Below are 15,977 nucleotides of genomic sequence, written 5' to 3'. Positions count from 1 at the left end.
ACGCGGAGTGACGGCGCGGGGCTCCTGGGGGATCGTGACGGGACGTCTGCGGGGCGCCGAGGTCTTGGCCGCCCTCGGGCCCGCGCGCAGGTGCGAGGGCGTTCGGGGCTCCGCCCTGGCAGCTGCCGGGCGCCACGCCGACGGCTGTGACCTGGCGTTTCGCCTGACTACGGTGGAGCCGCGCGACCGGATCCCTTGAACAGCACGACGACCCGAGATCGAGGTACCCGTCATGAGTCTGAGCATCCGCAACCAACTGCCCGGCACGGTCACGTCGGTGGCTGAGGGTGAGGTCATGGCCACCGTCAAGCTCCGGCTGGACGGCGGGCGCGACCTCACCGCGGCGGTCACCCGGGACGCGGTCGAGGACCTCGGTCTGCACGAGGGCAGCCGGGTGCGGGCCCTGGTGAAGTCCACCGAGGTCGCCCTGGCCACCGGCCCCGTCGAGGGCCTGAGCATCCGTAACCAGCTCCCCGGCACCGTCTCCGCCGTCACGAGCGGTGCCGCGATGGCCGGTGTGAAGGTCGCCGTGGACGGCGGCGAGCTGACCGCCGCCATCACCGCCGACGCCTGTGCCGACCTCGACCTGGCGGAGGGGAGCGCCGTCGTGGCCCTGATCAAGTCGACCGAGGTCTCACTCGCCGCCGTCTGATCCCGGGCGGTCGGGAGCGGTCCCGAGCGGTCCCGAGCGCGCCGCGGCCCGTCCTCGCAGGGGGACGGGCCGCGGCGCGTGCGGTCGGTCGTGGCCGATGCCTTCGTGCTCCCGGTCGGTGCGCGGGGCGGATCAGGAGCGGGTGGCGGTGATGAGGTGGTAGTCGAGGAGGCCGTCGTGCCAGGCGGCGAGGAAGTTGCGCGTCCAGTGGGAGGTCGGAACGGTGTCGGTGAGGTAGCGGTCGAGGCCTGGCCAGACGTCGGCGCCGATGGACTCGGTGTGGAGGCCGGTGAGACCGGCGTCGGCGAGGTCGGCGGTGAAGCCGGCCAGGGTGTGCGGGACGTCCAGGCCGTCGGCGAAGCTGGCGAGGAGGATCCGCAGGCGTTCGGCGACCTCGGCGCCGGGGGCGGCGAAGAAGGTGGTGACGGCGAAGTGGCCGCCGGGGCGCAGGACCCGGGCGGCCTCGTGCGCGAAGCCGGTGAGTTCGCGGAAGTGCTGGGCGGCCTCGACGGAGTAGAGGCCGTCGAGCGAGCCGTCGGCGAAGGGCAGTCGGTCGGCGGCGCCGATGGTGTAGGCGAGCCGGTCGGGGTAGGTGGCCAAGGCCTTGGCGTTGACGGCGCGGGCGCGTTCGACCTGGTCGGGGTGGATGTCCACGCCGGTGACGGCGGCGAAGCGGAACTCGCGCAGCGCGAGCGCGGCGCCGAGGCCGCGGCCGCTGCCGACCTCGGCGAGGCGTAGCCGTTCGCGTGGTTCGGGGAAGGTGCGTAGGACGCGCCGGTAGAGCTGTTCCTGGCTGTGGACCCGGTCCTCGGGGGTCGGGGCGGTGAGGTCGATGCCGTGCCAGTCCCCGAAGTTGATGAATCCGCCCGCGAAGCTGGCCGCCTTGGACAGGTCGCCGGCGCCGTAGGTCTGGCGCACCGTCGGGGGGATGTGGTTGTGGTCCATGGGCCGCTCGGTCTCCTGCTCGGTGGGCGCCCGGCGGTCGGGCGCGCCGAGGTACGTACCCAAACCGGTGGTCGTCGGAACACGGTACGTGATGGACGCGTGGGCTCGGTGGGAAAAGGGCGCGGCGGTGCTCCGAGGGGGCTCGGACCACCGCCGCGCGACCGGGGGCGGCTACCGGGTGAGGGCGGCCGCGGCGCTGGCAGGTGCGGTGGGTGGCGCGATGGTCGGTTCGGCCGTCGCTTCGACGGTCGGTTCGGGGGGCGGTTCGGCGGCCGGTACGGCCGTCATGCCCGCGGCGCCCCGGTGGCGGGGCGGCCCGCGAGCGGGATCTCGCAGGAGTCGGAGAAGCCCTGCGAGGAGACGCCGTTGGCGATGTTGGCCCGGGCGGCCATGTTGACGAAGGCGACGTAGGCGGTGAGTTCGACCATCGCCGCCGGGCCGAGGGCGTCGAGCAGATCGCCGTACTGCTCGTCGGTGACGGTCGGCGGCGTGACGGACATCGCCTCGGCGTACGCCATCACGTCCCGCTCCAGCGGCGTGAAGAGCTCGGAGCCCCGCCAGACCGGCACCTGACTGGCCTTGGCGAGGTCCAACCCCTGGTTCCGGGCCTGGAAGTAGTTGATGTCCAGGCACCAGCTGCAGCCGATCAGCGAGGCCACGGCCATGTGGGCGAAGGACTTGAGGCTCTCGTCGAGCGCCTCCCACCCGGCCACCCTCCCCGCGAACTCCTGGTTGGCTGTGGCGACCCCGGCGTTGTGCCAGAGCACCTCGGCGGGTTCGAAGACGGCGCCGAACGCCTTGATCATGGTCTCGCTCATGTCAGCGGGCAGTACGGCCTTCGGCAGGCGGAGCGCCATGGTGTGTCCTTCCTGGGTGTGTCTCGGTCGGGCATGAAGACACCGCGGGGCGGGCGGATGTGACAGGCGCGTGAAAAATCCCGCCGGGTGGGGCGGGCGGTTCGCTACAGTCCGCGAGGGTTCTCCGAGACCCCGACCGCGAACCCGGAGGAGAGCGACCCCGTGAACGTGCCCGACGAACGCCCCGTACCGCCGCTGACCGGGGGCGAACGCGAGATGCTGCGCGCCTTCCTCGACTTCCACCGGGCGACCCTCGCCATGAAGTGCGAGGGCCTGAGCGACGAGCAGCTGCGGCAGCGCTCCAGCCCGCCGTCCACCCTGAGCCTGCTCGGACTCGTCCGGCACATGGCCGAGGTGGAACGCACCTGGTTCCGGCGGGTGATCAACGCCGAGGACGTCCCGCTGGTCTGGTCCGAGGACGGTGACTACCAGGCCGCGTACGACGCCGGCGGTGCCACCCGTGCCGAGGCCTTCGCCGCGTGGCAGGCCGAGGTCGAGCACTCCCGCCGGATCGAACTGGCCGCCGAGACCCTCGACGTCACCGGCTACCAGGCCCGGTGGGAGGCCGAGGTGTCGCTGCGGCTGGTGATGCTGCACCTGATCCACGAGTACGCCCGGCACAACGGGCACGCGGACTTCCTGCGGGAGGCGATCGACGGGGTGGTCGGGGCGTAGCCGGGGTCTAGTCGGGGCGTAGACCCTGTCCGGGCCCGGCGGGTCGGACGGTTACCAGCCGAGGAGGTGGGTGCGGCGGGTGAGGGCGGTGAGGACGGACTCGGCGGCGGTCTCGTGGGTGAGGTCGGCCGTGTCCAGGGTGTGCGCGGGGTCGACCGCCGGGGCCGGACCGCGGTGCAGGACGACGTAGTGCAGCGCGGCGCCGGTGGTGCGGCTCTCGCGGCGGAAGGTCTCCAGCGCGGTGAGGGCGGTCGGGCTCTCCACGACGACCTGGTAGCCGCGGGTGGCGTAGGCGAAGGCCGCCTGGGCCGCGGCGGCCAGCGCGGTGGCGTTCTGGTGCTCGGCTCCGGGCAGGTGCGCCGGGAGGCGGCCGCTGCGGATGACCCGCAGGAAGTCGTCCGTCCGCAGGTGGACGCTCGGGTTCAGCTCCCGGGTGAGCAGCTCCGCGACCGGGCTGTTCCCGGCCCCGGACGGGTCGACGAGGACCAGGACGCCCCCGGCGCCCCGGCCGCCCCCGAGCTCCGGCCCACCTACGGTCGTACGGTTCACAGCTGCGGATCCCTTCGCGGGCCGGGGACGGTCGGGTAGCCGGGGCGAGGCGGTCGGAGTGCGAAGGGGCTGGTCGGCCCGTATCCGGACAGCAGACCGCCTCGTCCCTACGACTGATGGGTTTCGGGAATCAACCTAGTCCAAACGGGTGCCCCGAGTCGTCCCCCACCCGGTGTGCGGGCGGGTCGGCGCGGCCGGTCGGTGACCGGTCGGTAACCGGGCGGTGGCCCGGCCGTGTGCGTCCGGTGCGCCCGGCCGGTGCGCCGGGCCGGTGCGCCGCGGCGTGTGGTGCGTCGGGCCGTGTGGTGCGTCGGGCCGTGTGGTGCGCCGGGCCGTGCGCCCGGGGCAGTGCTCCTCTCAGCGCTCCTCGGCGCGCAGGACGATCGGGTTGGTCAGCACGGCCATCGGCCCCCAGGGCAGGTCCGGGCCCATCGCGTTGCCCTTGCCCGGGGTGCCGTCCGCCTTCGGGTGGCGCACCTCGGCGCGGACGTACGCGGCGAGCGAGGCCGTGGTGCGCCACACCACGGTGCCGGAGCCCTCGGCGGACAACGACTCCTGGTGCATCTGCCCCTCGTCGGTGATCAGCCGGACGGTGCCGCCGGGCACGCCGGAGACGGCGAGCCGGACGTCCAGCGGGGCGTCGGCCGGGACGGTCAGCTCCTCACCGATGCCGGCCCGGCGGCCGTGCCCGGTGACGGTGAAGTCCAGCTGGACGACCTTCGACTCGGCGAGCCAGCTGCGACCGTCGCGCAGCCCGTCGAGGACCGCGTCCCGGGTGAGGTCCTCGGCCAGCACCACGGTGTGCGGGGAACCGATCACCTGGGGCTCGCTGTGCGCGTCGCTGTTGCCCAGCGCCGGCAGCCAGGAACGGCCCTCGCGCAGGGCGACGGCGAGCCGGCCGTCCCAGGTGTCCACCGCGGACTCGTCGTCGTACGTCCAGGGGCCGTTCCACACCTCGACGGCGTCGGCCTGCTCGTAGCCGAACTTCCACTGGCAGGCCACGTACGGGCAGTACGGGTGCGCGGGCACCACCAAGCCGCCGGAGCGGTGGACCTGCCGGACGAAGCGCGGGAACTCCTCGTCGCGCGAGCGGTAACGCCAGTCGACGAACTGGCCGCCCTCCAGGCCGAGGGCCAGCCAGTGGCCGTTGCGGGTGGTGATCTCCTCGCCCGGGACGATCAGCAGGTCGGGGCCGGCCAGCGGGCCCCAGACGGCGTGCGAGGAGCTGGTGTTGTGGTCGGTGGAGACGATGAAGTCCAGCCCGGCCGCGCGCGCCCCGGCCGCGACCTCCTCGGGGAGCCGCCGCCCGTCGGAGTGGACGGTGTGCAGGTGGCAGTCGCCCCGGTACCAGGCCCGGCCGCGGCCGCGGGCCCGCTCGGCCGGGTAGTGCGGGGTGAACTGCGGCCCCGGTGCGCCGAACCGGAGCGTGACCTGGACGTGGTAGTCCAGGCCCTGCGGGGCGACCTGGTACGGGCCCAGCACGATGTGCCAGGTGCCGGGGTTGACCGGGCCGGGCAGGTAGCCCGGGGTCGCGGCGGAGCGGGAGAGGCTGAACTCGGTGCGGAAGCCGCCGGACCAGCCGCGGAAGCCGGGGCCGCCGAGGTCGGTGCCGCGCTCGTCGAAGATGCCGATGTCGCAGGAGTTGCCGGGCGTGCCGGCCGGGACCGGGGGCTTGTCGTAGCCGTAGGAGACGGCGATCTCGCGGACGCCCTCCGGGACTTCGACCGGGAGGTAGACGAAGTCGGGGGCGCCGGTGGGGAGATGGCCGGTGAGGGTGAAGGTGCGGTCGGGTGTCGCGCCGGCGGCTGAGGCCGGGGCCGCGGTGGGGGCTGCGGTGGGGTCGGCCGAGGCGTTACCGGCGTCCGCGGCGAGGCCGAGGGCGGTCGCGGCGCCGGTCGCCAGGCCGGTGCGGAGGAGGTCGCGGCGGGCGGGGAGCGGGGTGCTGGGTTCGGTCGGCATCGAGGTCTCCGGGCTGGGGCGGGCGGGTCCGCCCGGCGGCCTACCCGGGCCGGTGAACCCGGGGTGAGACGGGGCCCACCGCGGTGGGGCGGGTCGGTGAAGTCGGTCGCGTCGCCGAGACGGGAGGGGCGGGAGGGGCCGGCGGGAGGGGTGCGGGAGGCGGCCGGGGCGAGTTGCGGGGAGTGACGAATGGTCGGTTCATAGTCATGTAATCGGTTGATATCAGGATGGAATGGACCGGGAGGCTGGCGTGGCGGTGAGTCGGCGGACGCTGCTCGTGGTAATGGCCGGAGGCGTGCTGACGGGGTGCCGGGCCACGGCGGCATCGACCTCGCTCGCCGGGGCGGCCTCGGGGTCGGTCCCCGGTCCGGCGACGCTCTCCGGTCCGGCGGCGCTCTCCGGTCCGGCGACGGCGGACGCCACGGCGGCGGGCGGTATATCCGCGGAGGCCGGCGCCGCGCCGACCCCCGGCCCGAGCCTCGCCGCCACCCCCGTACCGATCCCCGTTCCGGCGAAGGAGCCGACCCGGGCGGAGGTGGTCGAGCGGTACGGCGCCGCGGCCCCGACCGACTGGGGGCTGGAGGTCGCCGGGGTGATCACCGAGCTGCCCGAGGGCGAGAGCGCGACGGCGCTCACCTTCGACGCCTGCGGCGGCCCCGGCGGCAACGGCTACGACGCCGCGCTGATCGACTTCCTGCGCGCGCACGCCGTCCCGGCCACGCTCTTCCTGAACGCCCGCTGGATCGACGCCAACCCCGACGAGTTCGAGCAGCTCGCCGCCGACCCGCTGTTCGAGATCGGCAACCACGGCACCGTCCACCGCCCCCTCTCGGTCACCGGCCGCTCCGCCTACGGGATCGTCGGCACCGGAGACGTCGGCGAGGTGTACGACGAGGTGGCGGGCAACGCGCAGAAACTGGCCGGTCTGCTCGGGCACCCGCCGCGCTTCTTCCGCTCCGGCACCGCCCACTACGACGACATCGCCACCCGGGTGGTCGCCGACCTGGGCGAACGCGTGGCCGGCTTCACCGTGAACGGGGACGGCGGTGCGACGCTCAGCGCCGCCCAAGTGCGCCGGGAGGTCGGGTCGGCCCCGCCCGGCGCGATCGTGATCGGCCACATGAACCACCCCGGCGGCGGCACCGCCCCCGGGGTGGCGGCGGCGGTGCCGGGGATGCTGGCGGCGGGGCGGCGGTTCGTCCGGCTCTCGGACGTGCTGTAGCGGCGTGCGTCGGGCGGCTTCGAGGGGCGCGGTCTTGCGGGGCGGGCGTGGCGGGCCGGGGGTTGCGGTCCGGCGGTTGCGGTTCGGGGGTTGCGGTCCGGGGGTTGTGGGCCTGGTGCTGTGGGCCGCCGGCGGGTCAGGCGAGGCGGAGGCCGCCCGGGTGCTCCTCCTCGATGATCCGCACCAGCCAGTCGAAGACCGTCGGCCCCCGGCCCGCCCGGGCGGCGGCCAGCTCGGCGGCCACGTGCTCCCGGTTGGCGGGGTGGCAGCTGCGCAGCCGGAGCTCCAGCTGGCGGGCCGTCTCCGGGTGGCCGAGGTTGCGGCGGGACACCTCGTGCCGGCGCCACTCGATCACCCAGTCCCCGTCGTCGGGCGTGCCGTAGCCGCCGCGCAGGCAGTCGGCGAAGGCGTCGAGGTTGCGGCCGAAGTAGCCGTCGGCGCCGATCTCCTGCCCGACGACGTCCCAGAAGTCCTCCAGGGTGCCGATCCTGCTGCCGTCGATCACGTAAGTCACCGTCACGGGGTCGAGGATATGCCCGGGTGGTGAACGGGGCGGCGACGGAAGGTCACGGTTCCGGGGCCGGTCGGAGCGTCGGGGGCCGGGGCGTCGGGGGCGGGCGGGGGCGCCGTTGGGGGCGGTGGCTCGGTGGGCCGTGGTTCAGTGGTCGGCGGCTCGGTGGTCGGTGGCTCGACCGTCGGTCACGGCGCGGCGGCGATGGCGGTGGCGAGCAGGCCGTCCCGGACGGCCCAGCGGCCGTCGAAACCGTCGATCCGGCGCCCGCCGACCAGCGGGCCCGGGACCAGCAGGCGGGCGGCGAAGGTGCCGTCGGGGGAGAGCTCCAGCTCGGCCTCGCTGAACTCCAGGAAGAGCCCGGTCAGCGGGAACCACGCCTTGTACACCGACTCCTTGGCGCTGAACAGGAGGCGGTCCCACGGGGTGCCCGGGTGCGCGGCGGCCAGGTCGGCCAGCCGCTTCTGCTCGACGGGCAGCGCGACGATGTCCAGCTCGCCGTCCTGCAACGGGAGCGCGGGCTCGGCGTCGATGCCGACGGAGGCGAGCGCCCCGGCCCGGGCCACGGCCGCCGCGCGGAAGCCGTCGCAGTGGGTGAGGCTGCCGACCACGCCGTCCGGCCAGCTCGGCGCGCCGCGCAGGCCCGGGACGAGCGGGCGGTAGGGGACGCCGAGCCGGGCGAGGGCGGCCCGGGCGCAGTGCCGCACGGTGGTGAACTCGCGGCGCCGCTTGTCGACGACCCGGGCCAGGACCGCCTCCTCCGCCGGCTCCAGCCGGGCCTCCGGCGGGTCGTCGTACGCCACCTCGGTCGCCACGACGTCCGGCAGCAGGTCCCCGATCACCCGTTCTCCCCCTCGGTCGGTCGCGCGGGGTCGTCGCCGCGCGGGACGAGAGTAACCCGGGTGGCGGATCGTGCGAGGTGGAACGGGGACCGCGGGCGGGGCCGCCGCCGGGGGCTGCTGCCCTTGCGGGCGGGGCCGCCGCCGGAGGCTACTGGCCGAGGAGCCGGGCGAAGTCCAGGCCGAGGCTGCCGAGGACGGGCAGGGCGCCGAGGTCGGTGATCCCGCCGACCGGGATGCTGTAGCCCTGGTTCACCGCGCGGGCCGGGCCGGCGGAGGTGGCGGGAGCGGCGGTCGCGGGTGCGGCCGCGGCCGGGACCAGGACGGCGCCGAGGAGCAGGGCGGCGAGGGCGGTGCGCATGTGACGGGGCCTCCGGGACGTACGGGCGGGTGACGCCCGGTCAACACCCTCCGTGGCAGTGCGGTCACGTATCTTCGCTCTTTCGGTCGCATTCGTAAAGATCCTTGCCTTGTGTTCATGCCAACATCATGGAGGTCTGGACCACGCCAAGGAAGAGCGCATACGTTCCCCTCTCGGGAGTGGGCACCGAGTCGCCGAACTGCCGTACAGCTGTGGTGACTTCTGGCTGTCATGCCCATGATCAACCTGTTCCGAGCGATTCATCAGCACGGCAACCGGAGGGAACGAACCATGCGCGCCATCGGCAAGAACCTCAGGATCCTCGCGGGCGCCCCGCTCGCCGCAGCCGCTCTCATCGCCTTCACGGCCGGCACCGCCAGCGCCGCCATCCCGATCAACAAGCCCATGACCGGCAAGGCCACCTACTACAACGACGCGGGCTTCGGCGCCTGTGGCACCCAGATCAACGCCTCCACGCAGCTGCTGGTCGCCGTCTCGCACACCTGGTGGACCACCGCGAACCCGAACAACGACCCGGTCTGCAAGGGGATTTCGGTCAAGGTGACGTACCAGGGCAAGACCATCACCGTCCCGGTGAAGGACCAGTGCCCCTCCTGTGACTCCACCCACATCGACCTCAGCCAACCGGCCTTCGCCAAGCTGGCGCCGCTCGACAAGGGCGTCATCAGCGGCCTCACCTGGCAGTTCGTGAAGACCGGCCTGAGGGGCGAGACCGTCGAGCTGTCCGCCCCGGTCGCCGGCTCCACCATCGGCTGAGCCGCCGGACCGGCCCTCCACGGCCGTGCCCGCCCCCTACGGCACGACGGGGGCGGGCGCGGCGTGCGTCGCGTGTGCGGACGGGGACGGAGGCGGGCACGGACGCGAGTCGGGCGCGGGCGCGAAGGCGGGTACGGGTCAGAACCAGTGCAGGCAGTGCGGCGGGCGCTCGGCGCGGAAGAGGGCGTCCGCCAGGGCGGCCGCGTCGGGGCGGTGGGCGCGGATGTGGCCGGCGCGCACGAGCGTGGTCGGGGAGGTGCCGCCGAGGTAGATCGCGCCCAGGTCGCGCACGTCCAGGGACAGGTCGGGATCGCGGTCGGTCGGGACGCACTCCGCCTTGCCGTCCCGGACGGTCAGCAGATGGCGGCCGCGCTCCCCGAGGAACGGGTCGTCGACGTCGAGGACGAGCTCCCCGTCGCCGAGCCAGCCGCGCGAGGTGAGCGCGCGCGGGACGTCCAGGATCCGCACCCAGAGCCAGTCCGTGCTCCTGCTCAGCTGCCCGGCGCTGAAGTCCACGAGCTGCCAGCGCAGCGGATGCTCCGGCGGGGAGTGCTTGAACACGACCTCCGAGACCAGGTCGTGGCCGAGCAGACACGCGGCGAGGGCCGAGTGGACCGTGTCGTCGGCGGCGATCACCTCGTCGACGGTGAGGGTGTCGGGTTCGTCCAGCCAGTAGCTGGCGTACCCGTCCGGCACGCCGTTCGCGTCGCGGTGCACGACGACATGGCGCGGCGCCCGGGCGACCGGGGGCTGTCCGGCGCCCAGCGCCCACCACCGGTGCGGCCGGGACAGCGCGCCGGGCTGCGTGCGGCGGTACCGGTCGTAGACCTCCTCCAGCAGCTCGCCGCAGTCGGCGCGCTTCAGCACCTCGATCGAGCCCGCGTCCGTTCCGCCGGCCCGGGGAGCGGTGAGGGCCGCCCGGTGGCGGGGGACCGTCAGCCGCTGGGTGTACGTCGCCGGGCCGTAGCCGAACCTGCCGTAGATCGAGGACTCGGAGGCCAGCAGGACGGACAGGAACTCTCCGCGCTCCCGTAGCCCGGCGAGCTGATGTCGCATCATCGCGGTGAGCACGCCCCGCCGCCGGTGCGTGGGCACGACGCCGACGGCGCTGATCCCGGGTACGGGGACGAGGGCCCCGCCGGGCAGGGTGAGTTCGAAGGAGTAGGCAGCGGCGGTGCCGATCGGTCGGCCGTCCGGGTCGAGGGCGAGCAGGCCCCGGTCGAGCTCCAGCGCCGACCACCACAGACCACCGCCGTCCTCGGCCGGTGTCCCCGGGAAGCGGGCGAACGCGGCATGGAGCGTGTCGACGAAGACCTCGCGGTCCTGGTCGGTCGTGGAACGGATCTCCATGGCTACCGCTGCCTCCTCGGGCTGCCGGCACCACGGAGTGCGGTGCCACGCCCCAGTGCAGCCCGGTGGCGTGGCAGGGTCAAACGATTTACGGACGGACGGTGAGGTTCAGACTTGCCGTTCGATGGCCTCGAAGATGTCGGCGTCGGTCTCCTGCTGCCACGTGGGCAGCTCGTCCCAGTCGGCGACGTAGCTGGGCTTGGGGTCCGCGATGTGCTTGTGGATCTGGGCGATCCAGCAGGTCGCGACGAAGCGGCCCTTCTGCTCCCGGGTCAGCTTGGCGGTCGTGCCCGCACTGACCGCCACGAAGTCGCGGACCTGCCCGAACACCGCTGCGGCGGAGGCCCGTTCCCAGGCAGGGGTGTCCTCCCAAGGAGCGACGTAGCCGGGCTTCGGCTCGCCCGGGAAGTGCTTGCGCACCCCGGCGATCCACGCCTCACGGAAGATCCGGCCGTCCTCGGTCATGGCTGTCACCCTTCGCTTCGGAGGTACTCCCGCTGCCACTCCAACGAGTTCATCGCCAGCGCGGCTTCGGCTCACGTCGGTCTCGTCGTGGTGCGGTCGGTTCATGCCTGCCATGGCTCTTCTCCATTGCGCAGGTAGCGGGTCCGGCCGTCCGTGAGCGCCTGGAGGGCGGCGAGCAGGCGGTCGCGCTGGCGCGGGCGGAGTCGGGCGGCGGATTCGGCGGCTGGCAGGAAGAGCACTTCGGAGAGCTCGTCATCGTGCGGACGGACGCTGGCGGCGAGGGCCAGGGGGAGGGTACCCGCGTCGAAGATGAAGGCGAGCTGGTCGTCCCAAGGGCCGTGCGGGGCCACCCAGTCCACGACCAGGAGGCGATGGATGGTGATGGTGAGGCCCAGTTCCTCGCGCAGCTCGCGGACGGCGGCCTGGTCGGGCGGCTCGTCGGCCTCCGCCATGCCGCCGGGCAGGTCCCAGCCGTCCTTGTAGGTCGGATTGACGACGAGGACGCGATCGTGCTCGTCGCGAAGGATCACGTCGGCCGAAACGCGCTTGCGGGCCTGCTTCGCGTTGCCCTCGGCGAGGTAGGCATTCCAGGCCTCGGGGTCGGTGGGTGTCGGCCTCACGATGAACCTCCCCGGGACTCCGGGATGATGTCGGCGAGCAGGAGGAGCCGGGTCCTGCTCGCTTCATCGAATCGTGCCAGGTATTCCTGCACGGGTCGGTGGTCGCGGTGCCTCGCGAGGAGTTCGGCGAGGTCGTCGAGTTGGTGGACGACCCGAACCGAACCGAGGGTGGGGCTGGTCGACAGGAGCTCGATTCCGACCGAGACCGCCGCGTCCAGGTCGCCGCACTGGAGGTGCGCGCGGGCGAGGGTGATCCGACTGAACGCCAGAGAACGCGTGCGGCCCTCCTCCCGCAGGACGACGGCCTGTTCGGCACACCGGAGTGCATCGGTGTGGCGTCCGAGGTCGGTGAAGACCAGTGCGGATTCGCCGGCGAGGGTGGCGTGGTCGAACGGGCTCAACCACGGGTGTGTCTCGTCTGCCCGCGTTGTGAGGGCTGAGTGGGCGAGATCGAGTGAGCGAGTGGCCGGTCCGAACTGCCCGGAGGCGGCGAGGGAACGGGCGAGTACGGCGTGCAGTCTGGCCGCCAGGCTCGGCAGGTGCGGGCCTCGGCGGGACAGTTCGATGCCGACCGTGGCCCAGTGCGAGGCCTGGGCCGGGTCACCGTCATGGAGCGACAGATGGCTTGTGCTGGCGGCGATGTGAGCAGCGAGGGGGAGATCGCCGGCTGTTCGGGCCAGTGTGAGCGCCCGGGTGAGGTGGCTTGCGGCGAGTTCGTCGCGGCCGGAGTCGTGCGCCATCCATCCGGCCATCTCGGTAAGTGCGGAGGCGGTGACGAACACCTGGGAACTGCTTCCGATGTCGACCAGTCGCGGTGCCACGTTCGCGGACAGGTGGCGGACCACGGCGGCATAGAGGCGTCCGCCTCCGGTCTGTCGATCGGCAGCGCGGAAGGCTTCGACAGCTGCGAGGTCGCCTTCGGCCGCAGGGCGCGAAGACAAGGGCATCGGGGTTCTGAATGCGGAGGTCATCGGCTCCCAGGGGCGTTCGGCAAGGCCCAGCAGATGGCCGGGGATGTGCAGGGCATCGGAGATCTGCTCGAACAACGCCAGCTTCTCCACCCGGGTTTTGCCGTTCATGTAGTCGTACAGGCGACCTTGGGTGATCTCCACGGCTGAGGCGAGGCGACGGGTGCTGATGCCATGGGCGTTCAGGAGGCGGAGCACGGCTCCCACGTCGCGCATCGAGCACGCTGACAGGAAGCGCGGATCGTCGAGCAGGCCCGCAACGATCTGGCGCGGGTCCGGATGGCCGTCCACTCTCACCCCCTTGGTTGCATGGGTCGATCGTACGGCCACGGAGAGTGCGATGACCTCGACTTGGAGTCACTGGATCGGAGTCTCCTGCGCGGGTCGGTAGTGGGTTGAGTGACGGGGAGCCGACCGGATCCGAGGTGTCCCGAGGGGCGGTGCGGCTGCCAGGTGGGCCCCGAAACAGCGAGGCCCCTGACCTCTTTGAGGAGTGACCCGTGATGAGTCAGCCCGTCGAGGAGAAGCACACCGCGGCCGTCCGTCGCCTGCAGGTGCCGCCGGTTGACCGTTCTGACCGGGCGCCGAAGCCTGCTACGGCGCTCCTGCCCTACCGGCCCGAGTCGGCTGCTGCGGCTCGGGGGTTGGTGCGGGAGAAGTTGTGTGAGTGGGGGCTTCCGGAGCTGGTCGATTCCGCCGAGGTGGTCGTGAGTGAGTTGGTGGCCAATGCGGTCAAGACGGGGTGTCTGACGAGGATGACCGTCACCGTCCGCCGACTGACCGAGCGGAGGGTGCGGGTGGCGGTGCGGGACGGGTCGCGGGTGATGCCGGTGTTGATGGTGGCGGGGACCGAGGAGGAGGGGCATCGGGGGTTGGCACTCGTCCATGTCCTGACGGAGGGGCGTTGGGGTGCGGTGGCGGAGCCGTTTGGGAAGGTGGTGCATGCGGAGCTGGTGGTGCGGTGAAGGGGTGAGGGGATGCCGGTGTTGTACGTGGTGGTGTGTGCGGCGGGGGTCGCCGGTGGGGTGGGGGAGTTGATCTCGGCTGCTCAGTCTGAGGGGTGGGAGGTGGGGGTGGTGGCGACTCCGCAGGCGATGGGGTTCATCGACGTCGACGCCGTCACCGCGCAGACCGGGTATCCGATCCGGTCGGCCTGGCGGAAGCCGGGGGAGCCCCGGCCGCTGCCGGATCCGGACGCCCTCGTCGTCTCCCCGGCGACGTTCAATACCATCAACAAGTGGGCCCTGGGGATCTCGGACACCCTGGCGCTGGGGATCCTCTGCGAGTCGTACGGGTGGGGGATCCCGGTGGCCGTCCAGCCGTGCGTCAGTCCCGCGCAGGCGGCGCATCCCGCGTACGGGGAGAGCCTGGCGAAGCTGCGGCGGATGGGCGTGCGGGTCGCGGAGTTCGTGCCGGGGGCGGGGGCGTACAGCTGGACGCGGGCGTTGGAGCTGCTGCGGGACTGACAGGGTGGCTGGTCGGGCCCCGGGATCCTGGCAGTGTGGGGGGTGGTCCGCGCCGGCCGGGCCCGGGTAGCGTCCGGGCAGGTCGGCGAGGGTGCGGGAGGTTCCGGTGGCGGTCAACGGCGGGGTGTCGTTCTGGTACGCGGCGGACGGGGTGCCGGAGGCCGGGCCCGGGCTCCCCGGGGACCGGGACGTGGACGTCTGCATCGTCGGTGGCGGGTACACCGGCCTGTGGACCGCCTACTACCTGAAGAAGGCCGAACCCTCGCTGCGGATCGCCCTGGTGGAACAGCGGTTCTGCGGCTACGGCGCGTCCGGCCGCAACGGCGGCTGGCTGTACAACGGCTTCGCGGGGCGCGGTGCCTTCGCCAAGCGGTACGGGCGGCAGCGCGCGGCGGCGATGCAACGGGTGATGGACGAGGCCGTCGGCGAGGTGGTGGAGGTCGCCGCCGCCGAGCGGATCGAGGCGGACGTCGTCCGTGGCGGTGTGCTCGAAGTCGCTCGCAACCAGCCGCAGTTGGCCCGGCTGCGGGCCTTCGTCGAGGCCGAGCGGGAGTACGGGGCGGGCCGGGTCGAGCTGCTGAGCGCCCAGGAGGCGGACGACCGGGTCGCGGTCGCGGGCACCCTCGGCGGCTCGTGGTCCCCGTACGGCGCCCGCATCCAGCCCGCGAAGCTGGTGCGCGGCCTGGCCCGGACCGTGCGCGGGCTCGGGGTGGAGGTGTACGAGGGCACGCCGGTGAGCGCGATCCTGCCCGGCGACGCCTACCGCAGGCCGCGGGCCGTCACCCCGTACGGCACCGTCACCGCCGAGTACGTGCTGCGTGCCACCGAGGGGTTCACCGCCGGGCTGCGCGGCGAGAAGCGCACCTGGCTGCCGATGAACTCCGCGATGGTCGCCACCGAGCCGCTGCCGGCCGGGTTCTGGGCGGAGGTGGGTTGGCAGGGCCGTGAGGTGCTGGGCGACTTCGCGCACGCCTACATGTACGCGCAGCGCACCGCGGACGACCGGATCGCGCTCGGCGGCCGCGGGGTGCCGTACCGGTTCGGCTCGCGGACGGACTCGGACGGCTCCACGCAGGTGGAGACCGTGCGGCAGTTGCGGGCGATCCTGAACCGCTTCTTCCCGGCCGCCGCCGGGGCCCGGATCGACCACGCCTGGGCGGGCGTGCTGGGCGTGCCCCGGGACTGGTGCGCCACGGTGGAGCTGGACCGGGTGACCGGGCTCGGTTGGGCGGGCGGCTACGTCGGCAGCGGGGTGACCACGACCAACGTCGCCGGGCGGACGCTGCGCGACCTGGTGCTGGGGCGCGACACCGGGCTGACCCGGCTGCCCTGGGTGGGCCACACCGTGCGGCGCTGGGAGCCGGAGCCGCTGCGCTGGCTGGGGGTGCACGCGATGTACGCCGCGTACCACGCCGCCGACCGGCACGAGGCGGCCGGGCGGGCCGGAACCTCGCCGATCGCCCGGGCCGCGGACCTGGTGTCCGGGCGCTAGCGCGCCACCTGGGGCTGTCGGCGGCGGGCTCCGCCCCGCGGGGCGAAGGGCTCGGGGTGCCGGATCGGCAGCTCGGCCGGGCGTGGCGGCGGTGCGGCGGGATGGCGGCGGAGGCTATTAGCAGATCAGCGACGCCGAGTAGTGGATCTTGGACCTCGAGTCGGCGATGCCACCCGAATTGCGGACAGCGTTCGGCTGATGGGGCATATTGTGTGCCCCGCAAACTACTCCGATGGAAGTCAGTTTCCCGTCGCGGTCCGAAAACGATC

General features: G+C 73.3%; 18 protein-coding genes. 7 read left to right on the top strand and 11 right to left on the bottom strand.

What is annotated here, in order from left to right; translation table 11 throughout:
- Nucleotides 1–232: 232 nt before the first annotated feature.
- On the top strand, nt 233–652 hold the full coding sequence (locus ACZ6Y7_RS18515) for a TOBE domain-containing protein (protein ID WP_465758955.1): 420 nt from the start codon (nt 233–235) through the stop codon (nt 650–652).
- 132 nt (nt 653–784) lie between these two features.
- Here the strand turns inward: ACZ6Y7_RS18515 and ACZ6Y7_RS18510 are convergent, their stop codons facing one another.
- Complete coding sequence (locus tag ACZ6Y7_RS18510; RefSeq protein ID WP_465758954.1) at nt 785–1,660, bottom strand: class I SAM-dependent methyltransferase; 876 nt, start codon at nt 1,658–1,660, stop codon at nt 785–787.
- A gap of 221 nt (nt 1,661–1,881) precedes the next feature.
- Complete coding sequence (locus ACZ6Y7_RS18505; protein WP_465758953.1) at nt 1,882–2,454, bottom strand: carboxymuconolactone decarboxylase family protein; 573 nt, start codon at nt 2,452–2,454, stop codon at nt 1,882–1,884.
- A gap of 168 nt (nt 2,455–2,622) precedes the next feature.
- On the opposite strand from ACZ6Y7_RS18505, the gene ACZ6Y7_RS18500 reads away from it, so the two are divergent.
- On the top strand, nt 2,623–3,129 hold the full coding sequence (locus ACZ6Y7_RS18500; protein ID WP_465759124.1) for a DinB family protein: 507 nt from the start codon (nt 2,623–2,625) through the stop codon (nt 3,127–3,129).
- 51 nt (nt 3,130–3,180) lie between these two features.
- On the opposite strand, the gene ACZ6Y7_RS18495 is transcribed toward ACZ6Y7_RS18500, so the two are convergent.
- Together ACZ6Y7_RS18495 and ACZ6Y7_RS18490 are read right to left on the bottom strand one after the other, a co-directional pair.
- Complete coding sequence (locus ACZ6Y7_RS18495; protein ID WP_465758952.1) at nt 3,181–3,678, bottom strand: hypothetical protein; 498 nt, start codon at nt 3,676–3,678, stop codon at nt 3,181–3,183.
- A 357-nt stretch (nt 3,679–4,035) separates the two neighbouring features.
- Complete coding sequence (locus tag ACZ6Y7_RS18490; RefSeq protein ID WP_465758951.1) at nt 4,036–5,637, bottom strand: CehA/McbA family metallohydrolase; 1,602 nt, start codon at nt 5,635–5,637, stop codon at nt 4,036–4,038.
- 232 nt (nt 5,638–5,869) lie between these two features.
- Here ACZ6Y7_RS18490 and ACZ6Y7_RS18485 point away from each other — a divergent pair, with 232 nt between their 5' ends.
- Complete coding sequence (locus ACZ6Y7_RS18485; RefSeq protein ID WP_465758950.1) at nt 5,870–6,859, top strand: polysaccharide deacetylase family protein; 990 nt, start codon at nt 5,870–5,872, stop codon at nt 6,857–6,859.
- 136 nt (nt 6,860–6,995) lie between these two features.
- On the opposite strand, the gene ACZ6Y7_RS18480 is transcribed toward ACZ6Y7_RS18485, so the two are convergent.
- The 3 genes from ACZ6Y7_RS18480 to ACZ6Y7_RS18470 form a co-directional block, all read right to left on the bottom strand.
- Nucleotides 6,996–7,379: a barstar family protein gene (locus tag ACZ6Y7_RS18480; protein WP_465758949.1), complete on the bottom strand. Its 384-nt coding sequence runs from the start codon at nt 7,377–7,379 to the stop codon at nt 6,996–6,998.
- A gap of 179 nt (nt 7,380–7,558) precedes the next feature.
- A complete protein-coding gene (locus ACZ6Y7_RS18475; RefSeq protein WP_465758948.1) occupies nt 7,559–8,212 on the bottom strand; it encodes a 4'-phosphopantetheinyl transferase family protein in 654 nt (217 codons plus the stop codon).
- 148 nt (nt 8,213–8,360) lie between these two features.
- Nucleotides 8,361–8,570 carry a hypothetical protein gene (locus tag ACZ6Y7_RS18470; RefSeq protein WP_465758947.1) on the bottom strand — a complete coding sequence of 70 codons (210 nt, stop codon included), beginning with the start codon at nt 8,568–8,570 and terminating at the stop codon, nt 8,361–8,363.
- 291 nt (nt 8,571–8,861) lie between these two features.
- Here ACZ6Y7_RS18470 and ACZ6Y7_RS18465 point away from each other — a divergent pair, with 291 nt between their 5' ends.
- Nucleotides 8,862–9,347 (top strand): cysteine/serine endopeptidase inhibitor, encoded by a 486-nt coding sequence (locus ACZ6Y7_RS18465; protein ID WP_465758946.1) that lies wholly within the window; start codon nt 8,862–8,864, stop codon nt 9,345–9,347.
- 138 nt (nt 9,348–9,485) lie between these two features.
- Here the strand turns inward: ACZ6Y7_RS18465 and ACZ6Y7_RS18460 are convergent, their stop codons facing one another.
- The 4 genes from ACZ6Y7_RS18460 to ACZ6Y7_RS18445 all read right to left on the bottom strand — a co-directional run bounded on the left by ACZ6Y7_RS18460 (nt 9,486) and on the right by ACZ6Y7_RS18445 (nt 13,041).
- Complete coding sequence (locus ACZ6Y7_RS18460; RefSeq protein WP_465758945.1) at nt 9,486–10,697, bottom strand: GNAT family N-acetyltransferase; 1,212 nt, start codon at nt 10,695–10,697, stop codon at nt 9,486–9,488.
- Between the two features lie 108 nt (nt 10,698–10,805).
- Complete coding sequence (locus ACZ6Y7_RS18455) at nt 10,806–11,162, bottom strand: hypothetical protein (RefSeq protein ID WP_465758944.1); 357 nt, start codon at nt 11,160–11,162, stop codon at nt 10,806–10,808.
- Between the two features lie 101 nt (nt 11,163–11,263).
- Nucleotides 11,264–11,782 carry an NUDIX domain-containing protein gene (locus ACZ6Y7_RS18450; protein WP_465758943.1) on the bottom strand — a complete coding sequence of 173 codons (519 nt, stop codon included), beginning with the start codon at nt 11,780–11,782 and terminating at the stop codon, nt 11,264–11,266.
- Nucleotides 11,779–13,041 carry an XRE family transcriptional regulator gene (locus ACZ6Y7_RS18445; RefSeq protein ID WP_465758942.1) on the bottom strand — a complete coding sequence of 421 codons (1,263 nt, stop codon included), beginning with the start codon at nt 13,039–13,041 and terminating at the stop codon, nt 11,779–11,781. Before ACZ6Y7_RS18445 ends, ACZ6Y7_RS18450 begins: the two co-directional genes overlap by 4 nt.
- 212 nt (nt 13,042–13,253) lie before the next feature.
- Between ACZ6Y7_RS18445 and ACZ6Y7_RS18440 the strand changes: the two genes are divergently transcribed.
- From ACZ6Y7_RS18440 to ACZ6Y7_RS18430, 3 genes are all read left to right on the top strand, one after another.
- Nucleotides 13,254–13,715, top strand: a complete 462-nt coding sequence (locus ACZ6Y7_RS18440; protein ID WP_465758941.1) for an ATP-binding protein — start codon at nt 13,254–13,256, stop codon at nt 13,713–13,715.
- A gap of 12 nt (nt 13,716–13,727) precedes the next feature.
- Nucleotides 13,728–14,216, top strand: a complete 489-nt coding sequence (locus ACZ6Y7_RS18435; protein ID WP_465758940.1) for a flavoprotein — start codon at nt 13,728–13,730, stop codon at nt 14,214–14,216.
- Nucleotides 14,217–14,322: 106 nt separating this feature from the next.
- Nucleotides 14,323–15,708 carry an NAD(P)/FAD-dependent oxidoreductase gene (locus ACZ6Y7_RS18430; protein WP_465758939.1) on the top strand — a complete coding sequence of 462 codons (1,386 nt, stop codon included), beginning with the start codon at nt 14,323–14,325 and terminating at the stop codon, nt 15,706–15,708.
- The last annotated feature ends 269 nt before the right edge of the window (nt 15,709–15,977 follow it).

The sequence above is a fragment of the Kitasatospora sp. NPDC053308 genome (genome assembly GCF_055585785.1).
The sequence above is the reverse complement of the archived record's forward strand: the minus strand, read 5'-3'. Positions and strand labels throughout refer to the sequence as shown.